Raw genomic sequence first — 17,151 nt, forward strand, 5'->3', positions numbered from 1 at the left:
TCATATTGAACGTCAATCAGCTGTTGAATGGTTAACCAAGTTAACCGATGACGCTGTAACTATCTCTGGAGGTGAATCCCTGAGAATCGGGGAAATCATTGGACATAATCACCATATTAAATATTGTATTACTCATTATCTTGATTGCGTTGACCGCATTTTTCGTTGCATCTGAGTTCGCTGTGGTTAAGATTCGTACATCAAGAGTGGATCAACTGGTTGCCGAGGGGAATAAAAAAGCCATATTGGCCAAAAAAGTAGTCTCGGACCTCGATTATTATCTGTCAGCCTGCCAGCTCGGTATTACCGTAACTGCCCTTGGATTGGGGGCGCTCGGTAAGCCAACCGTTGAAAGGTTGTTATACCCGGTATTTAATTATCTGGACGTTTCAGCTTCCATATCGGCGGTTGCTTCCTATGCGATTGCCTTTATCCTAGTCACGTTCCTGCACGTGGTGGTTGGGGAGATGGCTCCCAAAACGATGGCGATTCAATTTTCGGAAAAATTGACGCTGTTGCTCTCGCCGCCGCTATATTGGTTCGGAAAAATTATGTATCCCTTCATTTGGGCGCTGAATGGTGCATCCCGGGTAATTCTTCGGACATTTGGCGTGAAGCCTGCCGGACATGAACAGGCCTACTCGGAGGATGAGATCAAAATCATCATGAACCAGAGCTATGAGGGAGACGAGAACAATAAGACTAAGCTTTCATATCTGGAAAACGTATTCGTGTTCGATGAGCGTGATGCCAAAGACATCATGGTTCCGAGGACAGAGCTTGTGACACTGAATCAGAATATGACTTACGACGATATTATTCCGATATTGGATGAGCATAATTATTCCCGTTATCCCGTTATCGAGGATGGGGATAAGGACCGAATTGTTGGTGTAGTGAATGTGAAAAAGATTTTGCCTGATATGGTCGCCCTTAGGGAGCACCAACTTATCGATTTTGTTCGGGAGATTCCGTTCGTATCTGAAGTTACAAGTATCCAGGATGCCATGATCAAGATGCAGCAGGAACGCGTGCACATGGCTGTGGTGGTGGATGAGTACGGAGGTACTTCGGGAATCATTACAATGGAGGATATTCTGGAAGAGCTTGTCGGCGAGATTCGGGATGAGTTCGATGCTGATGAAGTTGCAGACATTCAGATAACCGGAGAGAACCAATATCTCATTAACGGCCGGGTGCTGCTGGATGAGTTGGAGCGACAGTTTGGGCTTGTATTTGAAGGTAATGAAGAAATGGATACCGTGGCTGGATGGATTCAGTTCCAGAAGGGTGTCGGTGTGGAACAAGGCGATACGGTAGAACACGGTGATTATGTCTGGACCGTTGTGGACGCAGAAAATTTTCACATTAAGCAGGTTCTGCTTGAACGTGTAAACGGTACTGAGGTCGATGAATCTGCCAGTGACCTGGCGTGATGTTGGTTCGATCATGACTGTAATCTAGGGTATGACTGCCCATTTGGCTACTGTCCTCAGAATTTAAATGTTTTGGCAACGTAGCAGTGTAGGGGACGGAATCGATTCTGAAGAAGCGTAGCGTTCGCGTTTGCAAACCAATTTTAAACCTTTGAAAACAACAATCAGGGAAATTTGGAGGCAATGGCGATCGGAAGAACGAGCCGTCACCGGAACGTCACTCGTGCAACCTTAATATAAATTTTACTTGGAGGTGAATCCCTCAGATTGAGGGAAATCATTGGACGGAATAATAGCCTTAAACTTATTTTTAGTAGCCGTATTTATCGGTCTGACCGCCTTTTTCGTTGGAGCGGAATTTGCAATTCTGAAAGTACGGATGTCCCGAATAGATCAGTTGATCTTGGAAGGAAACAAAAAAGCGGTATTGGCCAAAAAAGTGGCTCACAATCTCGATTATTATCTATCTGCGTGTCAATTGGGTATCACGATCACAGCATTGGTATTGGGTGCGTTGGGTGAACCCACTGTTGAGAAAATGCTTCATCCGCTGTTTGAGCGACTGGAAGTCCCAGCGGCATTGTCTACGGTACTTTCGTACGGGATTGCCCTGGCAATCATCACGTTCCTGCATGTCGTTATCGGTGAATTGGCACCGAAAACACTGGCGATCCAGTTTGCAGAGAAGATGACACTATTGCTTGCACCACCGCTGTACTGGTTTGGTAAGATCATGAATCCGTTCATCTACGCGCTGAATGGGGCTGCACGTCTATTGCTTGGCATCTTTGGTATAAAACCTGCCGGTCACGATACGGTTCACTCCGAAGAGGAACTGAAGCTGATTATGGCGCAGAGTTACGAGAGTGGAGAAATTAATCAGACAGAGCTGGACTACCTCAAAAACATTTTTGCTTTTGATGAGCGTTTGCTTCAGGAGATTATGATTCGCAAAGAGAAAATCGTTACGCTGGACAAAGAAATGCCGCTGGATCGTATGATCGAGGTTCTAAAGCAGCATGAATATACACGTTTCCCGGTGATCGAAAAAGGAAATCAGGATCAATTCATTGGATTTATCCATACAAAGGAAATGCTTACGAGTGTTGCCGCAGGCCGGGAGTTCAACATGGATACGTTTGTACACGACATGTTGAAATTTTCTGAGTTATCGCCAATTAAGGATGTCTTGGTCCAGATGCAGCAAAGTCGTTCCCATATCGCAACAGTTCATAATGAAGAAGGGGAAACAGTTGGTCTGGTTACGATGGAGGATATTCTTGAAGAAATTGTTGGAGATATTAAGGACGAGTATGATGGCAAAGATCTGGTTCAACCGCCTAAGCGATTAAAATTAACCTAAAACGTAATGCGAGATTGTAAGGATTGATGTTGTGCGGCGGCAATTGAATAAGTTTCAATGAAGACAGGTTTCCGAGTGATCGGGGCCTGTTTTTTTGCCCATCTCAGTATACTCAAGCGGCATTTAGCAGGTTAAAGCCCAGTAATATCTTAACTTTAAAACAAAAGCTTGCTTATTTAGTCCTAATGGATTAATATAAATTTAAAGAATCTTAATTTAAAGATAAATAACAAAAAGCGATGCATAACAAAATTCTAAATATAACAATGAACCAAATAAAACCAAGGGAGTGGAGATTATGTTCAGAACTTCAGGAATCCATCACGTTACGGCTTTTGTAGATGATGCACAGAAAAATGTTGATTTTTACGCAGGTGTATTGGCACTGAGACTGGTGAAAAAAACGATTAACTTTGATGCACCGGATGTGTACCATCTGTATTATGGCAATGAGGATGGGGCACCGGGTACTATTATCACCTTCTTCCCTCAACAAAATGCCAGAAGAGGTGTCATCGGTGCAGGACAGACTGGCGTAACTGTATATGCAATTCCGGTGGGCAGTTTGCCATTCTGGAAAGAACGTCTGACCTCTTTCGATATTCCATTTGAAAATAAAACAAGATTTGGCGAGCAGTACATTCGCTTCTTCGATAAAGGCGGTCTGTTGCTCGAATTGGTCGAGCGTAAAGAGGGTCAGCCAAGCCAGTGGGCATTCAACGGTGTACCGTCGGAACATGCCATCAAAGGTTTTGGTGGAGCTGTATTATTCAGCCATGTACCTGACAAAACAACGGATGTGCTGACAACGATGCTCGGTCTGGAGCAGGTAGGGGAAGAGGATGGAATCATTCGTCTGCAGGCGAGTGGTGATATCGGTCAACTGATCGACATTCAATCGACTGGAATCCAGCGGGGAATTGGCGGAGCAGGCACGGTTCACCATATCGCATGGCGTGCAAAAGATTATGTCGAGCATGAACAAATGCAGCAGGAGCTTCAAAAAGCCGGATATCATCCGACTCCGGTCATTGACCGTCAGTACTTCAACGCTGTGTATTTCCGGGAACCGGGAGGTATACTGTTTGAACTGGCTACTGATCCTCCAGGATTTGCACGGGATGAACCACAGGAAAGCATGGGTCAAAAGCTGATGTTGCCTGAATGGTATGAACCACAGCGTGAGCAGATTGAACAGCTGCTGCCACCTATTCAAGTACGTGAATGGAAAGGAGAGTCCAAATCATGACTTCTACCAATACAATGAAACATATTTATAAAGCAGGTTCTCAGCCAGATGCACCAACCCTTTTGTTGCTGCACGGCACAGGTGGAACGGAGAACGATCTGGTAGGTCTGGCCGAGATGATTGCCCCAGGAGCAGGTATTCTGGGGGTGCGTGGTAATGTATCCGAAAATGGAATGCCCCGTTTCTTCCGCCGTTTAGCGGAAGGGGTGTTTGACGAAGAGGATCTTATTGCACGGACAGCGGAATTGGGTTCTTTTGTGGATGTGGCTGCTGTGGAGTATGGCTTTGATCGTGCCAATGTCTTCGCACTGGGCTACTCCAACGGAGCAAATATCGCAGCAAGTCTGATCTTCCACCAGGCTGATGTATTCAAAGGAGCGATTCTGCACCATCCGATGGTACCGCTTCGTGGTTTGGAATTGCCAGACCTGAAGGGGCTGCCTGTATTCATTGGCGCAGGAGAGAACGATCCAATTGTACCGAAACGAGAAACGGATGAACTCGCATCATTGCTTAGTGGAGCAGGTGCAGCCGTGCATATGCACTGGGAACGTCAGGGGCATCAGTTGACTCGTACCGAGGTGGAGGCTGCTGCGGTTTGGTTTAAGACTCAGGTTTGAGTCGAAGTGACTGTATGCAGAGGTAATATGTTATTGATAGCAAAAGAACACCGTTAACCGTACAGGTAATGGTGTTCTTTTTTATTGCTATAGTCTATACAAACTTAGATGTATCATTGATAATTTATTTGTAGCTACCAGTTACAAAAACGGACTGTGAATCAAATCCTATATTTGGTAGATCAGCAGTAAATTTAAGTTTTTTAACTCCTCCGATATCAAACGAAGCCGTTTGTTTTCCGCTAGAAGCATTTATTTCGAACTCTTTAAGAAGGGTATCTCCATCGAATACTTTTAGACTAACGGTATTATTCATTTTAACGGGAAATACAGAAAGTTCTATCGTTTGATATTTCCCTTCTGGAATTAAAGTGAATTCTTGACTTAAAAAAACTTCTTTGATAACTACTCCAGATTGATAATCTTTGTCTTGAACTGTAAATTGTTTGTCTTTTGTTACGAAGGAATCATGCTTCACTTCAATTTTTTCGGAAGTAATAGGTGTTGTATCTGTTTTCTCACCAAGCATAAGGGTCTGGCTACTGTTGTTATAATCTACGGCGACCCCAAGTGCTTCACCTACAGATCGAACAGGTAGATATGTCGTATTGTTATATGTAATTGCTGCTAGTTTTTTACCATTCTGATCTACTGGACTCCATGTTTTACCTGAAATGCTGTAGTTAATTCCCCAGTTAAGATTGGCAGTAATTTTCTCCAAGATAGGCGCGGCTCCTGCTCCGATAGCCATACCACCGAGAAGTGTAAAACTTGATAAAGCGATAATAAACTTTTTCTTCACAAATTATTCCTCCTAAAGTAAATATATGATTTCAATGTAATTATATTACTTTAGACATGGTGTGACAATGATTTTGTTGGTCTTAAAGACCTATGCCTTGTCCTAAAGTGTGGAATAATCTATAATCAAGTAATTGATAATCATTTTCAATTAGATTCGGTTTGTTATGACTATGCGTGTAATCAGGAGGGGAAGATGAAGCCTAACCATAGCTCACATTCTTTTGGTTCAAGTGCATTTATTCAGACCCGGGATGGTCGCAAACTACATTATATGTCCAGAGGAACAGGCGATCTGACCGTTGTATTTGAGTCCGGTATGGGCTTCTCACGATCGACTTGGGGGCTGGTAGCACCTGCTGTTGCTGAACATGCACGTGCCGTCGTGTACGACAGGTCGGGGACAGGACGAAGTGAAGTCGATTCGTCTGCGCGCAATCTCCGTAGAATAGCAGAAGACCTGGACGATCTGCTGACTGCATTGGGGTCTGGTCCGTTCATATTGGTAGGGCACAGTTGGGGAGGCCCGATTGTACGAGCGGCTGCGGCTTCAAACCTATCAAGATTAAGGGGAATCATCCTAGTTGATCCTTCAGAAGAGCATTGCCAATTGTACTTTTCCAAAGCAGCCAAATTTAATTTTGGCTTGAACAGTCTCCTAATTCCACTCATGGCACGTACAGGATTGTACAGATTATTAGGCAGCAGACCTGGAAGTGTACAGCCTGACGATGTTGTCAGGGATCACCGTTCCGAGGATTTCACTGTACAGGCGGCTAAGACAATGGTTGCAGAGTCGAAACCTTTTCTGACTGACTTGGCTTCCTTGCTGATTACTCCTCTCGATCTTGGTGATCTGGAGGTTAGCATTATATCAGGCACGAAAACAGGCATGGGAGAACGTAAAATAAGACCTGCTATTATCGAGGCACACCGCCGGACTGCGAGTACTTTAACGAATGCAAAATGGATCGGAGCCGATCGATCCAGCCATATGGTCATGTTTACAGATCCACAGGTCATTGTTGATGAAATATTGCGAATGGTAATTGATGCGAGCTCAGGCGCAAGAACAGAACAAAAGTGATACAATAAAAAGAAAAAGCAATGCTTGCATTGCCAACCAAGATAAGCGGAGTGTGGATAAGAGATGAAACCAGTGGAACAAGAACCAACGGGAACTGCCAATTCCGGCCGTACCGGTGTTGGCATGGAAGATATCGTGCGCGCACATCATGTGCTGCGTGAAGTCATTGTAAGAACGCCATTGCAGCGGGATGCTGTATTGTCGGCCAAATATAACTGTAATGTGTATCTTAAACGGGAAGACCTACAGGTAGTCCGTTCGTTTAAAATTCGTGGAGCATACAACATGATTCGTAGTCTGACTCCAGCTGAACTGGAGAAAGGCATTGTCTGCGCGAGCGCGGGTAACCATGCGCAGGGAGTTGCTTTTTCCTGTAATGCGCTTAGCATCCACGGCAAAATCTTCATGCCGAGCACAACTCCAAACCAGAAGGTAAAACAGGTCCGTCGATTTGGTGGAGATAATGTTGAAGTGGTGCTGACAGGTGATACGTATGACGATGCTTATGAAGAAGCTATGCGTGCGTGTAATGAACAGGGCATGACGTTTATCCATCCGTTCGATCAACCGAAGATCATTGCGGGTAATGGTACGGTAGCGATGGAGATCATGGAGAGTCTGGATGAAAAAGCGGATTATGTTTTCGTAACTATTGGTGGCGGCGGTCTGGCTGCTGGTGTTGGAACTTACATGAAGACGGTTAGCCCGGAAACCCGCATTATTGGCGTAGAACCACTTGGCGCGGCTTCCATGAGTGAGGCGATGTTCCGCAAGCAGGTTGTGACGTTGGATGATATTGATAAATTCGTGGATGGTGCTGCGGTAAAACGCGTCGGTGATCTGACCTTCGACATCTGTAGCGGCACGTTGGATGACATCCTGAAGGTGCCTGAAGGCAAAGCCTGCACCACCATTTTGGAGCTATATAATGAAAATGCGATTGTTGTGGAGCCTGCCGGTTCTCTGGCGGTTGCTGCACTCGAGCAGTATCGCGAACAAATTGCGGGCAAGACGGTTGTCTGTGTGATTAGCGGCGGCAACAATGATATCGATCGGATGCAGGAAATTAAGGAACGTTCGCTGATCTACGAAGGTCTGAAATATTATTTCATGGTCAATTTCCCACAGCGTGCGGGAGCTTTGCGTGAATTCCTTGTGGAAGTATTGGGACCCAATGACGACATTGCCCGTTTTGAATATACGAAGAAGCATGATAAGGAAAATGGACCTGCCTTGGTGGGCATCGAGTTGATGTACAAGGAAGATTACCAGCCGCTGATTGAACGTATGAATCGTAAAGGTCTCGCGTATACCGAGCTGAACAAAAATCTCAATCTGTTCAACATGTTAATCTGATGAATCATTCCAATATGAAGTCGGACCGTAGTGAGGCGCAGCCTCTGTTGAGACCTGCTCGCATAGAAGATGCGGCACAAGTCATCCCTTTGCTTTATCAGGCGATTGGTGATATTGCCTATGCTCTGGCGGGTGAAGATGAGCATGAGAAAGCGATGCAGATTTTGCAGCAATTTTACGTGCAGGAAGACAATCGGATCAGTTATCGCAATATTACGGTAATGGAGCAGGACGAACAGGTCGCTGGAATCCTGGTAGCGTATGATGGCGGTGAAGCAGATCTTCTGGATCAGCCAATACTGGATCGGCCTGGTCGGAGTACAGATGAAAAATATACGTTGGTCAAAGAAACCCGTCCCGGGGAGTATTATCTGGATACTCTATCCGTAAGCGAAGCGTATCAGGGGCAGGGTATCGGCAAGGCATTGATGGCTGCTTTTGAGCAGCAGGGCAGGAAACTTGGACACTCCCAGGTGTCTCTCATTGTTGAACGTGACAATGGGCGGGCCTTGATGTTGTACGAACGCCAAGGTTATATCAAGGATGAAGTGATTGTCATTGCTGGACATGAGTATAACCATATGGTCAAGCCAATTTTGTAGTTCTTGCATTTGAACCGGCCTGGTATAGGAGATTTAATTCATCGATAGAACCACAAAGAAAACCGACATGGGAGCGAATCCTATGTCGGTTTTCTTTGTGTTCATTATGTGCTTTAGGTGATTAATATCATGAATTATTTAATAGCCGGCATCCGCCCCGGTCGGAACATTCTGTTCTAGCCATTTCTCCACGGCAACTGTTTTCTCATACTTCGCTTCTTTAACCACATCCATGAAGGCATCCAGCTTGGTGAGGAATTCACTATCGATGGATACAAGACGCTGCAAGACGCCGTTGTAACCTCTTTGGGCGTTCGCAACCATTTTGTTCGTATCATAATCAAACAGCGGTGTGTTGTTCAGCCCATAAAAGGTATACAGGGTATAACTGTTCAACAAATCCTGCACCTGCTTGGCACGATTCGATTTCGGATGCAGCTCCAGGAATCTTTCCTGGCTGAGTGCCCGAAGGAGAATTTCCTGATAGCCAATGACCAGAGCACCGTCATCCGCTGGCAAGTTTTTCGTTTCCTTCGTCATGATCATGATGTAGCTTGAGATATCTTCTGTAATATCAGAGGTATATTTCACGAGTGCCGCATAATTCATAATGGGATAGAGGGAGCCTTCGAGCATGACGAGGCGATAACCGCTGTCACGGGCTTCTTTTAACAGTACACGCAGATCGGAGTCCTGGGTACGCCCCATGAGTTTGGTGATGCTGTCGTTCGTTTGGTATGCCTTGAGCAGCTTGTCCTGAACGTTAGGAACGAGCAAGCGGTCCGTCATGGAGGTTAGAGCCTTCAGGCGTGCATTCTCCAATTGAAGCACCATCAGGGTGGCGTGATGCTTTGTTACTTTTTTGATATTGGATTCCAGAAAGATGTCAGCGGCGGGTAAGCCGTTCTTTTTTTTGAGCATGGACTGAAATGTTTTATATATGGCGGTTGAACTGCTGGTGGTTACTTTGGTATCCGGGCTTAAAGGGGCGGCAGTAGCAGCTCCAGATGTAAATGCGGTTCCTGTAAAGATTGCAGCAAGGGTAAGGACTGTGATGAAGAATCGCACCCTTTTGCGTTGTCCAGATAAATACGATGATGTCATCTGTGTGAACCTCCCGTAATTTTAAAAATAATAGGTTGTTATTCACTATACCTTAAACGAATTTAGGAAGGATGTTGTTGCGGAATAATGACAAATTCTTCTGTTATTTTTAACCTTTGGAGGGTAGATGGTGCAAGGACATTTCTGCGAAAATATTTTTTGTGGGATTGGAAACTTTTACTCATGTTCATACGTCTTAGATGTGCACAGGAAATTACAGGAATAAATTGAAATTCAAAAAAAGATCACATTTTAACTCAAACAATGAAGAGAATGGGGATATTGGATATGAAGAAAGCGGGAGGACGTCAAGTGAAAAAGGTGATGTCAGCACTGGCCGTATCGGCTATGTTGATGTCTGCACTACCAACGTCGGTTATGGATGCAGCTGCGAGAATTAGTATATATATCAATGATGCGGAGCTTTCGTCCGCACAGGCACCTGTCATGAAAGGTGGACGTGTACTGGTTCCGTTGCGGTCCATTTTTGAAGGATTAGATGCCACTGTACAGTACACCAACAAAACCAAAACGATCACGGCGAACCGGGGTGACCAAGAAGTATCGCTCACGCTGGGTTCCAAAACGGCTTACATCAACGGAGAAGCGGTAGCGCTAGATGTACCTGCAAATACCATCAAAGGAAATACGATGGTTCCGATTCGTTTTGTCAGTGAAGCTTTTGGGGAGAAAGTATTCTGGAATTCCCGCAATCAGCGGGTAGATATCAAAACAACGTCCACTCCTCCTGTAGATGATAACAAATATGCAGCATGGAACATTTATGGTTCTGTATCCGGGAGTAATGGGGATGGACGTGACCTAACTGTAAGCTTCACACGTCCGACGTCTGAGAAGGCTGTATCCCAATATCGTGTAATGCTCGTGAAAACAAGAGATGTGAACAGCTTCAATGAGTCTGCGGCATCAGTCGTTCCATCCAGCAATTATACATCCATTTCTCCAAATGGTACTGATCCAAGATTAACGCTGAACGCTCAGACACGCGACGTGAACGGGGATTTGTTAAATACAAGTGAAACCTATCGTCTATATGTACTTACGGTGGGGAACAGCAACAACAGCTACAAAAATCAGCTGGCCTGGTCTTCCCAGTCCTTGAAATTAAACAATGTGAAAACAACGGTGCAGCCTGTCACAGGTCTGAAGATCGCAGATATCAGTGACTATGGCGATGGACGTGACCTGGAAATTAACTTCACACAGCCGAGTACAACATCTAATATTACGTATTACCGTGCTTTTGTAGTTAAGGCGAAAGATGCTTCTTCATTCAATCTGACCACGGCAAATAATGTGTCCAGTTCTAATTCAACCATTATTTATAAAGGCAACAGTACAGCGGTCAAAACCCAGTTAAGTTCCTCGACACGTGATACATCCGGGGAATTGATCAAAAACGGCACATCCTATGTCGTGTATATTGTATCTGTGAGCTCCAATGCGGCAACAGCAGACAATAAACTGTCCACAGTATCATCTTCACTTACGCTGGGCGTAAACACAGCAACAGCGCCAGTCATCACGCAAGTGAAAGACAATTCGGATTATGGAGACGGTCGTGACATTCAAGTGAGCTTCAACCGTTCATCCGATGAATCCAAAGTTGCTAATTATCGAATTTTCGTAGTGCGGAACTCGGTATCCAGCAGCTTTAATCTGACTACGGCGAGCAATCTGTCTTCCAGCTTGTACTATAACGTGAACAAAACAGGCAACAATATTACAACAACACTGCCATCCTCCATGAAGGACACAAGTGGTTATAACGTAACAAATCTGCAAGACTACCGGATCTATGTTATGGCTGTAGGCAACCAGCAGAATGGATATACCAATGCGCTGTCTTCCTCGTCAACGCTGCTGAGACTGACAACGAATAGTAATGCTGGAGTTGCAAGCAACATCGGTGTGGCTGATGTGAGTGACTACAACGATGGACGTGACCTGAAGGTTTCGTTTAATAGAGCTTCGGATGAAACTAACGTTTCAGCGTATCGGGTATATGTGGTACGTTCTGCTTATGCAGGCAGCTTCACACTGAGCGCGGCTAACGCATCGAACAATTATTATCAGGTGAATAAGACTGGTGGAAATCAGTCATTTACCCTCCCTAATTATATGGTGGATACCAACGGTTACACAGTTTCCAATAACAATAACTATCGCGTGTTTGTCCTGTCGGTAAGCACAAGTGGGAACTCCAGCCAGAATGCTCTATCATCTTATTCTTCACAGATTACGCTGACTGCCAATGCAGCTGTGACTGCACCGAGCAATGTGGTGGCAACGGATATTGGGGATAACGGCAATGGTAGTGATCTGCGTGTGACATTCAATCGTTCGACAGATGAGACGAATGTGAGTCACTATCGGGTGTTTGTGGTGAAATCGACAAATACGAGCTTTAATCTGACATCTGCGAACTCAGTTAGCAGTGCGAATTATAAGTATGTAAGCAAAAATGGAAACAACCAGACTGTTAATTTTACAAATGAGAAAACCGTGGACGGCAGTGATATTGTGAATGGTGTGGGCTATCGTGTGTATGTCATGGCAGTGAATAACAACGCTTCTCTTGCCAATGCATTGTCTTCAGGCTCGGGAGTAATCACATTGACTTCCAATACGGCTGTAGCCGCAGTGAGTAATGTAAATGCAACTGTGAAAGATCAGGGGCAATTAGGAAATTCTTCGGATGTGAAAATTACTTTCAACAAACCATCCAGCGAAAATGGTATTGCCAGCTATCGTGTTTTGATTGTGCCTGCAAGCCAGGTAAGTGGTTTTAATACAAGTTCTGCACTTGGGATCACCTATAGTATTGATATCAATAAAAACGATGCAGGAAATCCAATTGTATTAAACAATGGTCACCGGGATATTAACGGGAGTGGACTTGTTGTGGGACAGAAATATAGAGTGTTTGTCTTGTCCGTATCAGATAGTACTGCACGTGCTTCCAATCTATCCGCTGCTTCTAATGAATTTAATATCTTTGCACAAGCTACTGAAGTAAAAACAGCAACGATTAATGAACTTCGAAATACTAGTTCAGCAACGGATGCAAGTTACAAGGTGCTATTTAATAAAGCATCAGATGAAACTGGAATATCCCAATATCGACTTTTTATTGTTAAAGGCTCAGATAGTCTGAATGCAATCACGGCAAGCTCAAACAACAACTATAGAGTTATTTCTCCGGAAGAACTTTTGGCGGGGGAAATTAACCTGACTTCAGGTATTAAGGATTCAACTGGAACTAACATTGCGGTTGGAAATGAATACAAAGCATATATTTTGTCTGTTGCTGGAAATACAACAACCTATACTAGTGCCCTTTCTGCTCCATCTGGTACAGTTATGTTGCAAACAGTTGCGCCGGTAACTCAAGTTCAAACGCCACAACCAAATGCTGGTTCTACCAATCCGGTCCAGTGACGCCACACTTCAGACCTAAAATAAATATTATGAAGTAACTACATCAACAGAAGAAGCTCTCTTTCCAACATGGAAGGGAGCTTCTTCTGTTCGTTGAACCAAGGTCAGTTCAAAATAGAATTTACACCATAGAGGAGAATCATTAATTTTAAAATCCTGTCACCAAAAAGGTTCCTTTGGCCATTGCTGCAAGTGGGTAAACCGATGGATAATAGGAGAAAGAAGAGCATGATCCGAAAGGAATGATGGAATGCTTGCATTTCGCTTGACCGGCCTGCCGGATTCAAGGTTGCCTCTGTATCTGTATTGTGTGGGAACACAAGAAGAGAAAGTTCAGTTTAGACCGGATGGATTTCCGGTGTATCAGCTTTTTTTATTACGCAGCGGCAAAGGGGAATTTAAGGTTCCAGGTGAAGGAGCATGGACAGTATCGGCAGGTGAACTGTTCGTGATCGAACCGGGGATGGCCCATGAGTATATTCCGCATTCCAAAACACACGGGGAGCTTGGATATATTGGCATTGGTGGAGAGGCGACGGGGGCGGTGCTTCGGTCGGCGGGACTGCTGCCAATGGGGCCACGGCGTTTGTCCGGATTTGAACAGTTCTGGTCACGAGTGACGGACATCTGGCACTCGCTGGACGATGGGATGAGTGAAATGTGGAACAGTTCAACAATCATCTATCAGCTTATTCTGGATATTTCACAGTCCATCTTCCCGCTTCATGATGCGACAGAAGAGCGAGAAGCAAGAAGTAGGTCGTTAACACGTTCTGAGCGCGAGTCGGAATCGGCAAATGAAGCATTCACTCGAGCAGTGTCGCTGATGCATACACACTACCAGGATGATCTGCTGTTGAAGCATATAGCTGAAGCCGTTGGTTATTCGGTGCAGCACCTGAACCGATTATTTCACCAGAGACATGGGGTGACGGGGCATCAGTACATGCAGCGATTGCGTTTGCAGAAAGCTTCCGATTGGTTGGACAAACACCCACTCGCAAGTGTAAGAGAGGCCGCGGAGACGGTTGGTATGGAAGTGAACTACTTTATCCGGATGTATAAACGAGAATTCGGAGAGACCCCGGGCAAGGAGATCAAGCATCGCATTCAGCTCAAAATGGAGAAAGACTCTACGGGCCCTGTGGATCATCTATATGAAGTATGACAAGGTCATCCTTTCGGATATGGATTCAGTTTCAAACGAGCTACTGGCCGTAATATAAGGTTACTTATGAGTTGTGGTAAGTGATTACCTTTACCTATGCTAGATAAAAAGCATTATGAGGTTTCCTATACGTCTGTAAATAAAAAATAGCTGTCGAGAACTTCTCAACAGCTAGCTAGGGGCCATTAAGGCCCCTTTTTTGACATTCGATATTCTATCTCATCACCGAATTGTCGTACTTCACTCGTAATTCATCTTCGCACATATTACATAACTGTACGACATACCCAATGCTGCTGCCCCACACAGGACATCAGCATCCTTACGCTTTCTTTTGTCCGAAGAGTGGTCTCAACGTAGCTAATCCCACAATCCCGATTACGAGACTAATCCACGGAGCCAACGTAAATACAGGAAGGCTGTCACGCAGCGGATATCCTACAAATAAGACAAGCACAACGATAACGATATAGATGACGATTCCGCGAAGATTGATCTGTGGCCTGGCAGTCTTGTCTGCTCCCTGATCATCTGGACGCTCAGCAAGGCGACGAAGCATCTCAACCAGTGCAATACCCCCAACCGCCGCAACGATCAAGGAGAACAGGCTGATATGGCTAAATGGTTCCGTATCTCCACCGGTCCAGCCAATAAATAGCCCAACCGCACCTTGAATCAGCATGACAAAAGACAAAGCTGCCCAGGAGATCATGAAGTACCATTTGGGCGTCCGTTTCACTTGATCCGGAGTCTCCACAGGTTCGGCTTCAACTGCTGCTGTCTTCTTGGCTGACGTACTGGTTTTATTGGATTTGCTTCCGGAGCCCCGTACGGCCGTACTTGAAGCTCTGGATGAGTCCATATTTGATTCACCAGCAGTTGCGGCCGGATTATTGTCTGCTACTCCTAGTTGTGAATAGATATCCTTTTGCATATCAGGTCCATATAACTCACGAGCAGGCTTGCCGTCACGCTGAGCTTGTACGATGGCTCTTCCAGCCGAGAGAATCCATTCTTCCTGCGTTCTCTCATCGGCAGGTGATTGACGCGCAATGGTGCTGATCTGATCGAACAGTTTTACATGTTCCGGTGTCATCTTACTCATTTCGGTCATTTGCCGATTCTGTATTTCTTTCAACTTCTTATAGGAAATCCCCAATGATTGCTCCCCCTGTCTACACACGTTCTGATCCCCGATGAATCTGGAGACCCTGACGGTATTTTAGTATACGGGAAGGGCTCTCGTTTCGCAAAGTCATTCCTTATAAAACAACTGTTTGCGATTCGACCATAGCCCTGCGCAGGCCAGAATGACACAGGTGCATAACAGCACCAGTTTTCCGTGACTACGAATCCATTCCAAGATGTGTTCCATGAATTCAACCCTTTCGCCAGAAGGAATCGGAGGTAAATGTTGGCTATGATATATTGCTTAGGTTCTCCGTGGTTCGCTGTTAATATGCGTAAGGGATCGTCCAGTTCTAACGATTGTGTGAAGAATGAATAAAGTACAGCCGATTCCACCACAATAGTAGCATTTCCAACAGAAACCAGGGATAGGAGTGTGGCAGGAATGGATCAACAAACGGAACAATTAACAAGGAAGCTGCTGCTGAACAGCAACTCCCGTGGAGTAACGGATGAGGTTGTGCCAATGGATGAGACGTTGGAGGATGCTGAGTATGCGGAAGAGTATTCACAAGGAACCTTTCAATCAGGGAGCTTCTGGGGGAATTCGAATTCGGCTCATGAACATGAATGGCAGGGTCGAGTGGAGACCCATGAGATGTTCCGTCGCAGTTATGAGTAGTGGCTTCAATTATTAGGAATGACTCGAGTCAGCTGGTGTCAGCTTGGCTCATTTTTTTTGCGAAATTGTCGATAAAATGGAGACAGGGTACGTCTGGAAATGGACGTTCATTCACGTTGACTTGAGGTTCACAGGATGATAATATACTAATATCATCTTAATACACATTAAACTTATCGGATTTATATATAATTAACAAAATGAACATGAGCAGGGAAGAATGGAAAGGGGAAATGGGCATGGAGCGTCAGATCAGTATTCGTCATGGGCAGGAAGAATTAACAGCCACGATTCATTATCCGGTCGTCAAAGACATCAAGGAGGGAAATCACCAACAGCGCGTGCCTCTTGCTGTCATCTGCCATGGATTCGTAGGAAGTCGGATCGGTGTAGATCGTTTGTTTGTGAAGACCGCTCGTGAGCTGGCCGAAGATGGGTATTTGGTGCTGCGCTTCGATTACATCGGCTGCGGGGAGAGCAGTGGTGAGTACGGAGCTGAAGGACTTGAATCCATGATTACCCAAACACGTTCTGTGCTGGACTATGCGGTAAACTGCAGTGATGTAGATCCAACCCGTGTAACGCTGATCGGTCATAGTCTGGGTGGAGCTGTTGCTCTGCTGACTGCTGTTCGGGACAAACGTGTCAAGAATCTTGTTATGTGGTCTTCCGTGGGATATCCGTTCAATGATATTGTGAAAATTACGGGACGTGATGTATACGATGAAGGGGTGAAACTGGGGTCTGCTGATTATCTCGGCTACAAGTTTACACCAGCATTTTTTGAATCACTGGCTGAACATCAGCCATTCCAGGAAGCCGTTAAATTTAACGGGGATGTTCTGGTGGTGCACGGCACGTCGGATGAGATCATTCCTGTCGATTACGCATTCCTATATCAAAAGGTATTCTGGATGCGTCAGGAAGGCCGCTGCGACAAGGAGATTATTTTCCAGGGCGATCATACCTTCTCTTCCGGTAAAGAGCGTGAACAGCTAATTACGCGTACGAGAGAATGGCTGGGAGAACGTCAGAAGATTGAACAGGATTGGCAGCACTGGATGATCTAAGAGAGGTTAAGTATCATTCTTTA

General features: G+C 45.2%; 14 protein-coding genes. 11 read left to right on the forward strand and 3 right to left on the reverse strand.

The window, feature by feature from the left end; genetic code table 11:
* Positions 1-98: 98 nt before the first annotated feature.
* The 4 genes from HP548_RS03775 (at position 99) to HP548_RS03790 (ending at position 4,668) form a co-directional block, all read left to right on the forward strand.
* Positions 99-1,436 carry a hemolysin family protein gene (locus tag HP548_RS03775; protein ID WP_099858967.1) on the forward strand — a complete coding sequence of 446 codons (1,338 nt, stop codon included), beginning with the start codon at positions 99-101 and terminating at the stop codon, positions 1,434-1,436.
* 280 nt (positions 1,437-1,716) lie between these two features.
* Positions 1,717-2,799 (forward strand): hemolysin family protein, encoded by a 1,083-nt coding sequence (locus HP548_RS03780; protein WP_175380932.1) that lies wholly within the window; start codon positions 1,717-1,719, stop codon positions 2,797-2,799.
* 298 nt (positions 2,800-3,097) lie between these two features.
* Positions 3,098-4,048, forward strand: a complete 951-nt coding sequence (locus HP548_RS03785; protein ID WP_217504604.1) for a ring-cleaving dioxygenase — start codon at positions 3,098-3,100, stop codon at positions 4,046-4,048.
* A 14-nt stretch (positions 4,049-4,062) separates the two neighbouring features.
* Complete coding sequence (locus HP548_RS03790; RefSeq protein ID WP_175381008.1) at positions 4,063-4,668, forward strand: alpha/beta hydrolase; 606 nt, start codon at positions 4,063-4,065, stop codon at positions 4,666-4,668.
* A gap of 124 nt (positions 4,669-4,792) precedes the next feature.
* Here the strand turns inward: HP548_RS03790 and HP548_RS03795 are convergent, their stop codons facing one another.
* Positions 4,793-5,470, reverse strand: a complete 678-nt coding sequence (locus HP548_RS03795) for a stalk domain-containing protein (RefSeq protein WP_076291593.1) — start codon at positions 5,468-5,470, stop codon at positions 4,793-4,795.
* Between the two features lie 195 nt (positions 5,471-5,665).
* On the opposite strand from HP548_RS03795, the gene HP548_RS03800 reads away from it, so the two are divergent.
* The 3 genes from HP548_RS03800 (at position 5,666) to HP548_RS03810 (ending at position 8,514) form a co-directional block, all read left to right on the forward strand.
* The gene (locus HP548_RS03800) at positions 5,666-6,556 is read left to right on the forward strand and encodes an alpha/beta fold hydrolase (RefSeq protein ID WP_175380933.1); all 891 of its coding nucleotides are present in this window, start codon (positions 5,666-5,668) and stop codon (positions 6,554-6,556) included.
* A 63-nt stretch (positions 6,557-6,619) separates the two neighbouring features.
* Positions 6,620-7,912 carry a threonine ammonia-lyase IlvA gene (ilvA, locus tag HP548_RS03805; RefSeq protein ID WP_076291595.1) on the forward strand — a complete coding sequence of 431 codons (1,293 nt, stop codon included), beginning with the start codon at positions 6,620-6,622 and terminating at the stop codon, positions 7,910-7,912.
* Positions 7,912-8,514, forward strand: a complete 603-nt coding sequence (locus HP548_RS03810) for a GNAT family N-acetyltransferase (protein ID WP_246317905.1) — start codon at positions 7,912-7,914, stop codon at positions 8,512-8,514. Before ilvA ends, HP548_RS03810 begins: the two co-directional genes overlap by 1 nt.
* A gap of 138 nt (positions 8,515-8,652) precedes the next feature.
* Here HP548_RS03810 and HP548_RS03815 read toward each other — a convergent pair whose 3' ends face one another.
* Entirely contained in the window at positions 8,653-9,618 is a 966-nt protein-coding gene (locus HP548_RS03815; RefSeq protein WP_175380934.1) for a hypothetical protein, read from the reverse strand.
* A gap of 288 nt (positions 9,619-9,906) precedes the next feature.
* Here HP548_RS03815 and HP548_RS03820 point away from each other — a divergent pair, with 288 nt between their 5' ends.
* Positions 9,907-13,080 (forward strand): copper amine oxidase N-terminal domain-containing protein, encoded by a 3,174-nt coding sequence (locus tag HP548_RS03820; RefSeq protein ID WP_175380935.1) that lies wholly within the window; start codon positions 9,907-9,909, stop codon positions 13,078-13,080.
* Positions 13,081-13,330: 250 nt separating this feature from the next.
* Positions 13,331-14,248 (forward strand): AraC family transcriptional regulator, encoded by a 918-nt coding sequence (locus tag HP548_RS03825; protein WP_175380936.1) that lies wholly within the window; start codon positions 13,331-13,333, stop codon positions 14,246-14,248.
* A gap of 322 nt (positions 14,249-14,570) precedes the next feature.
* Here the strand turns inward: HP548_RS03825 and HP548_RS03830 are convergent, their stop codons facing one another.
* Positions 14,571-15,407, reverse strand: coding sequence for a DUF1129 family protein (locus HP548_RS03830; protein WP_175380937.1), 837 nt, complete (start codon positions 15,405-15,407; stop codon positions 14,571-14,573).
* Between the two features lie 414 nt (positions 15,408-15,821).
* On the opposite strand from HP548_RS03830, the gene HP548_RS03835 reads away from it, so the two are divergent.
* Positions 15,822-16,058, forward strand: a complete 237-nt coding sequence (locus tag HP548_RS03835) for a hypothetical protein (protein ID WP_076291598.1) — start codon at positions 15,822-15,824, stop codon at positions 16,056-16,058.
* 239 nt (positions 16,059-16,297) lie between these two features.
* Positions 16,298-17,128 (forward strand): alpha/beta hydrolase, encoded by an 831-nt coding sequence (locus tag HP548_RS03840; protein WP_076291599.1) that lies wholly within the window; start codon positions 16,298-16,300, stop codon positions 17,126-17,128.
* Positions 17,129-17,151 lie beyond the last annotated feature (23 nt).

The organism is Paenibacillus taichungensis (genome assembly GCF_013359905.1).
In the GTDB taxonomy this organism is placed as follows: domain Bacteria; phylum Bacillota; class Bacilli; order Paenibacillales; family Paenibacillaceae; genus Paenibacillus; species Paenibacillus taichungensis.

Bases quoted from the DNA above. Each gene is read 5' to 3' on its own strand.
- HP548_RS03835 (WP_076291598.1), top strand. From the start codon at position 15,822: ATGGATCAACAAACGGAACAATTAACAAGGAAGCTGCTGCTGAACAGC.
- HP548_RS03790 (WP_175381008.1), top strand. From the start codon at position 4,063: ATGAAACATATTTATAAAGCAGGTTCTCAGCCAGATGCACCAACCCTT.
- HP548_RS03800 (WP_175380933.1), top strand. From the start codon at position 5,666: ATGAAGCCTAACCATAGCTCACATTCTTTTGGTTCAAGTGCATTTATT.
- HP548_RS03820 (WP_175380935.1), top strand. From the start codon at position 9,907: ATGAAGAAAGCGGGAGGACGTCAAGTGAAAAAGGTGATGTCAGCACTG.
- HP548_RS03810 (WP_246317905.1), top strand. From the start codon at position 7,912: ATGAATCATTCCAATATGAAGTCGGACCGTAGTGAGGCGCAGCCTCTG.
- HP548_RS03785 (WP_217504604.1), top strand. From the start codon at position 3,098: ATGTTCAGAACTTCAGGAATCCATCACGTTACGGCTTTTGTAGATGAT.
- HP548_RS03825 (WP_175380936.1), top strand. From the start codon at position 13,331: ATGCTTGCATTTCGCTTGACCGGCCTGCCGGATTCAAGGTTGCCTCTG.
- ilvA (WP_076291595.1), top strand. From the start codon at position 6,620: ATGAAACCAGTGGAACAAGAACCAACGGGAACTGCCAATTCCGGCCGT.
- HP548_RS03840 (WP_076291599.1), top strand. From the start codon at position 16,298: ATGGAGCGTCAGATCAGTATTCGTCATGGGCAGGAAGAATTAACAGCC.
- HP548_RS03815 (WP_175380934.1), bottom strand. From the start codon at position 9,618: ATGACATCATCGTATTTATCTGGACAACGCAAAAGGGTGCGATTCTTC.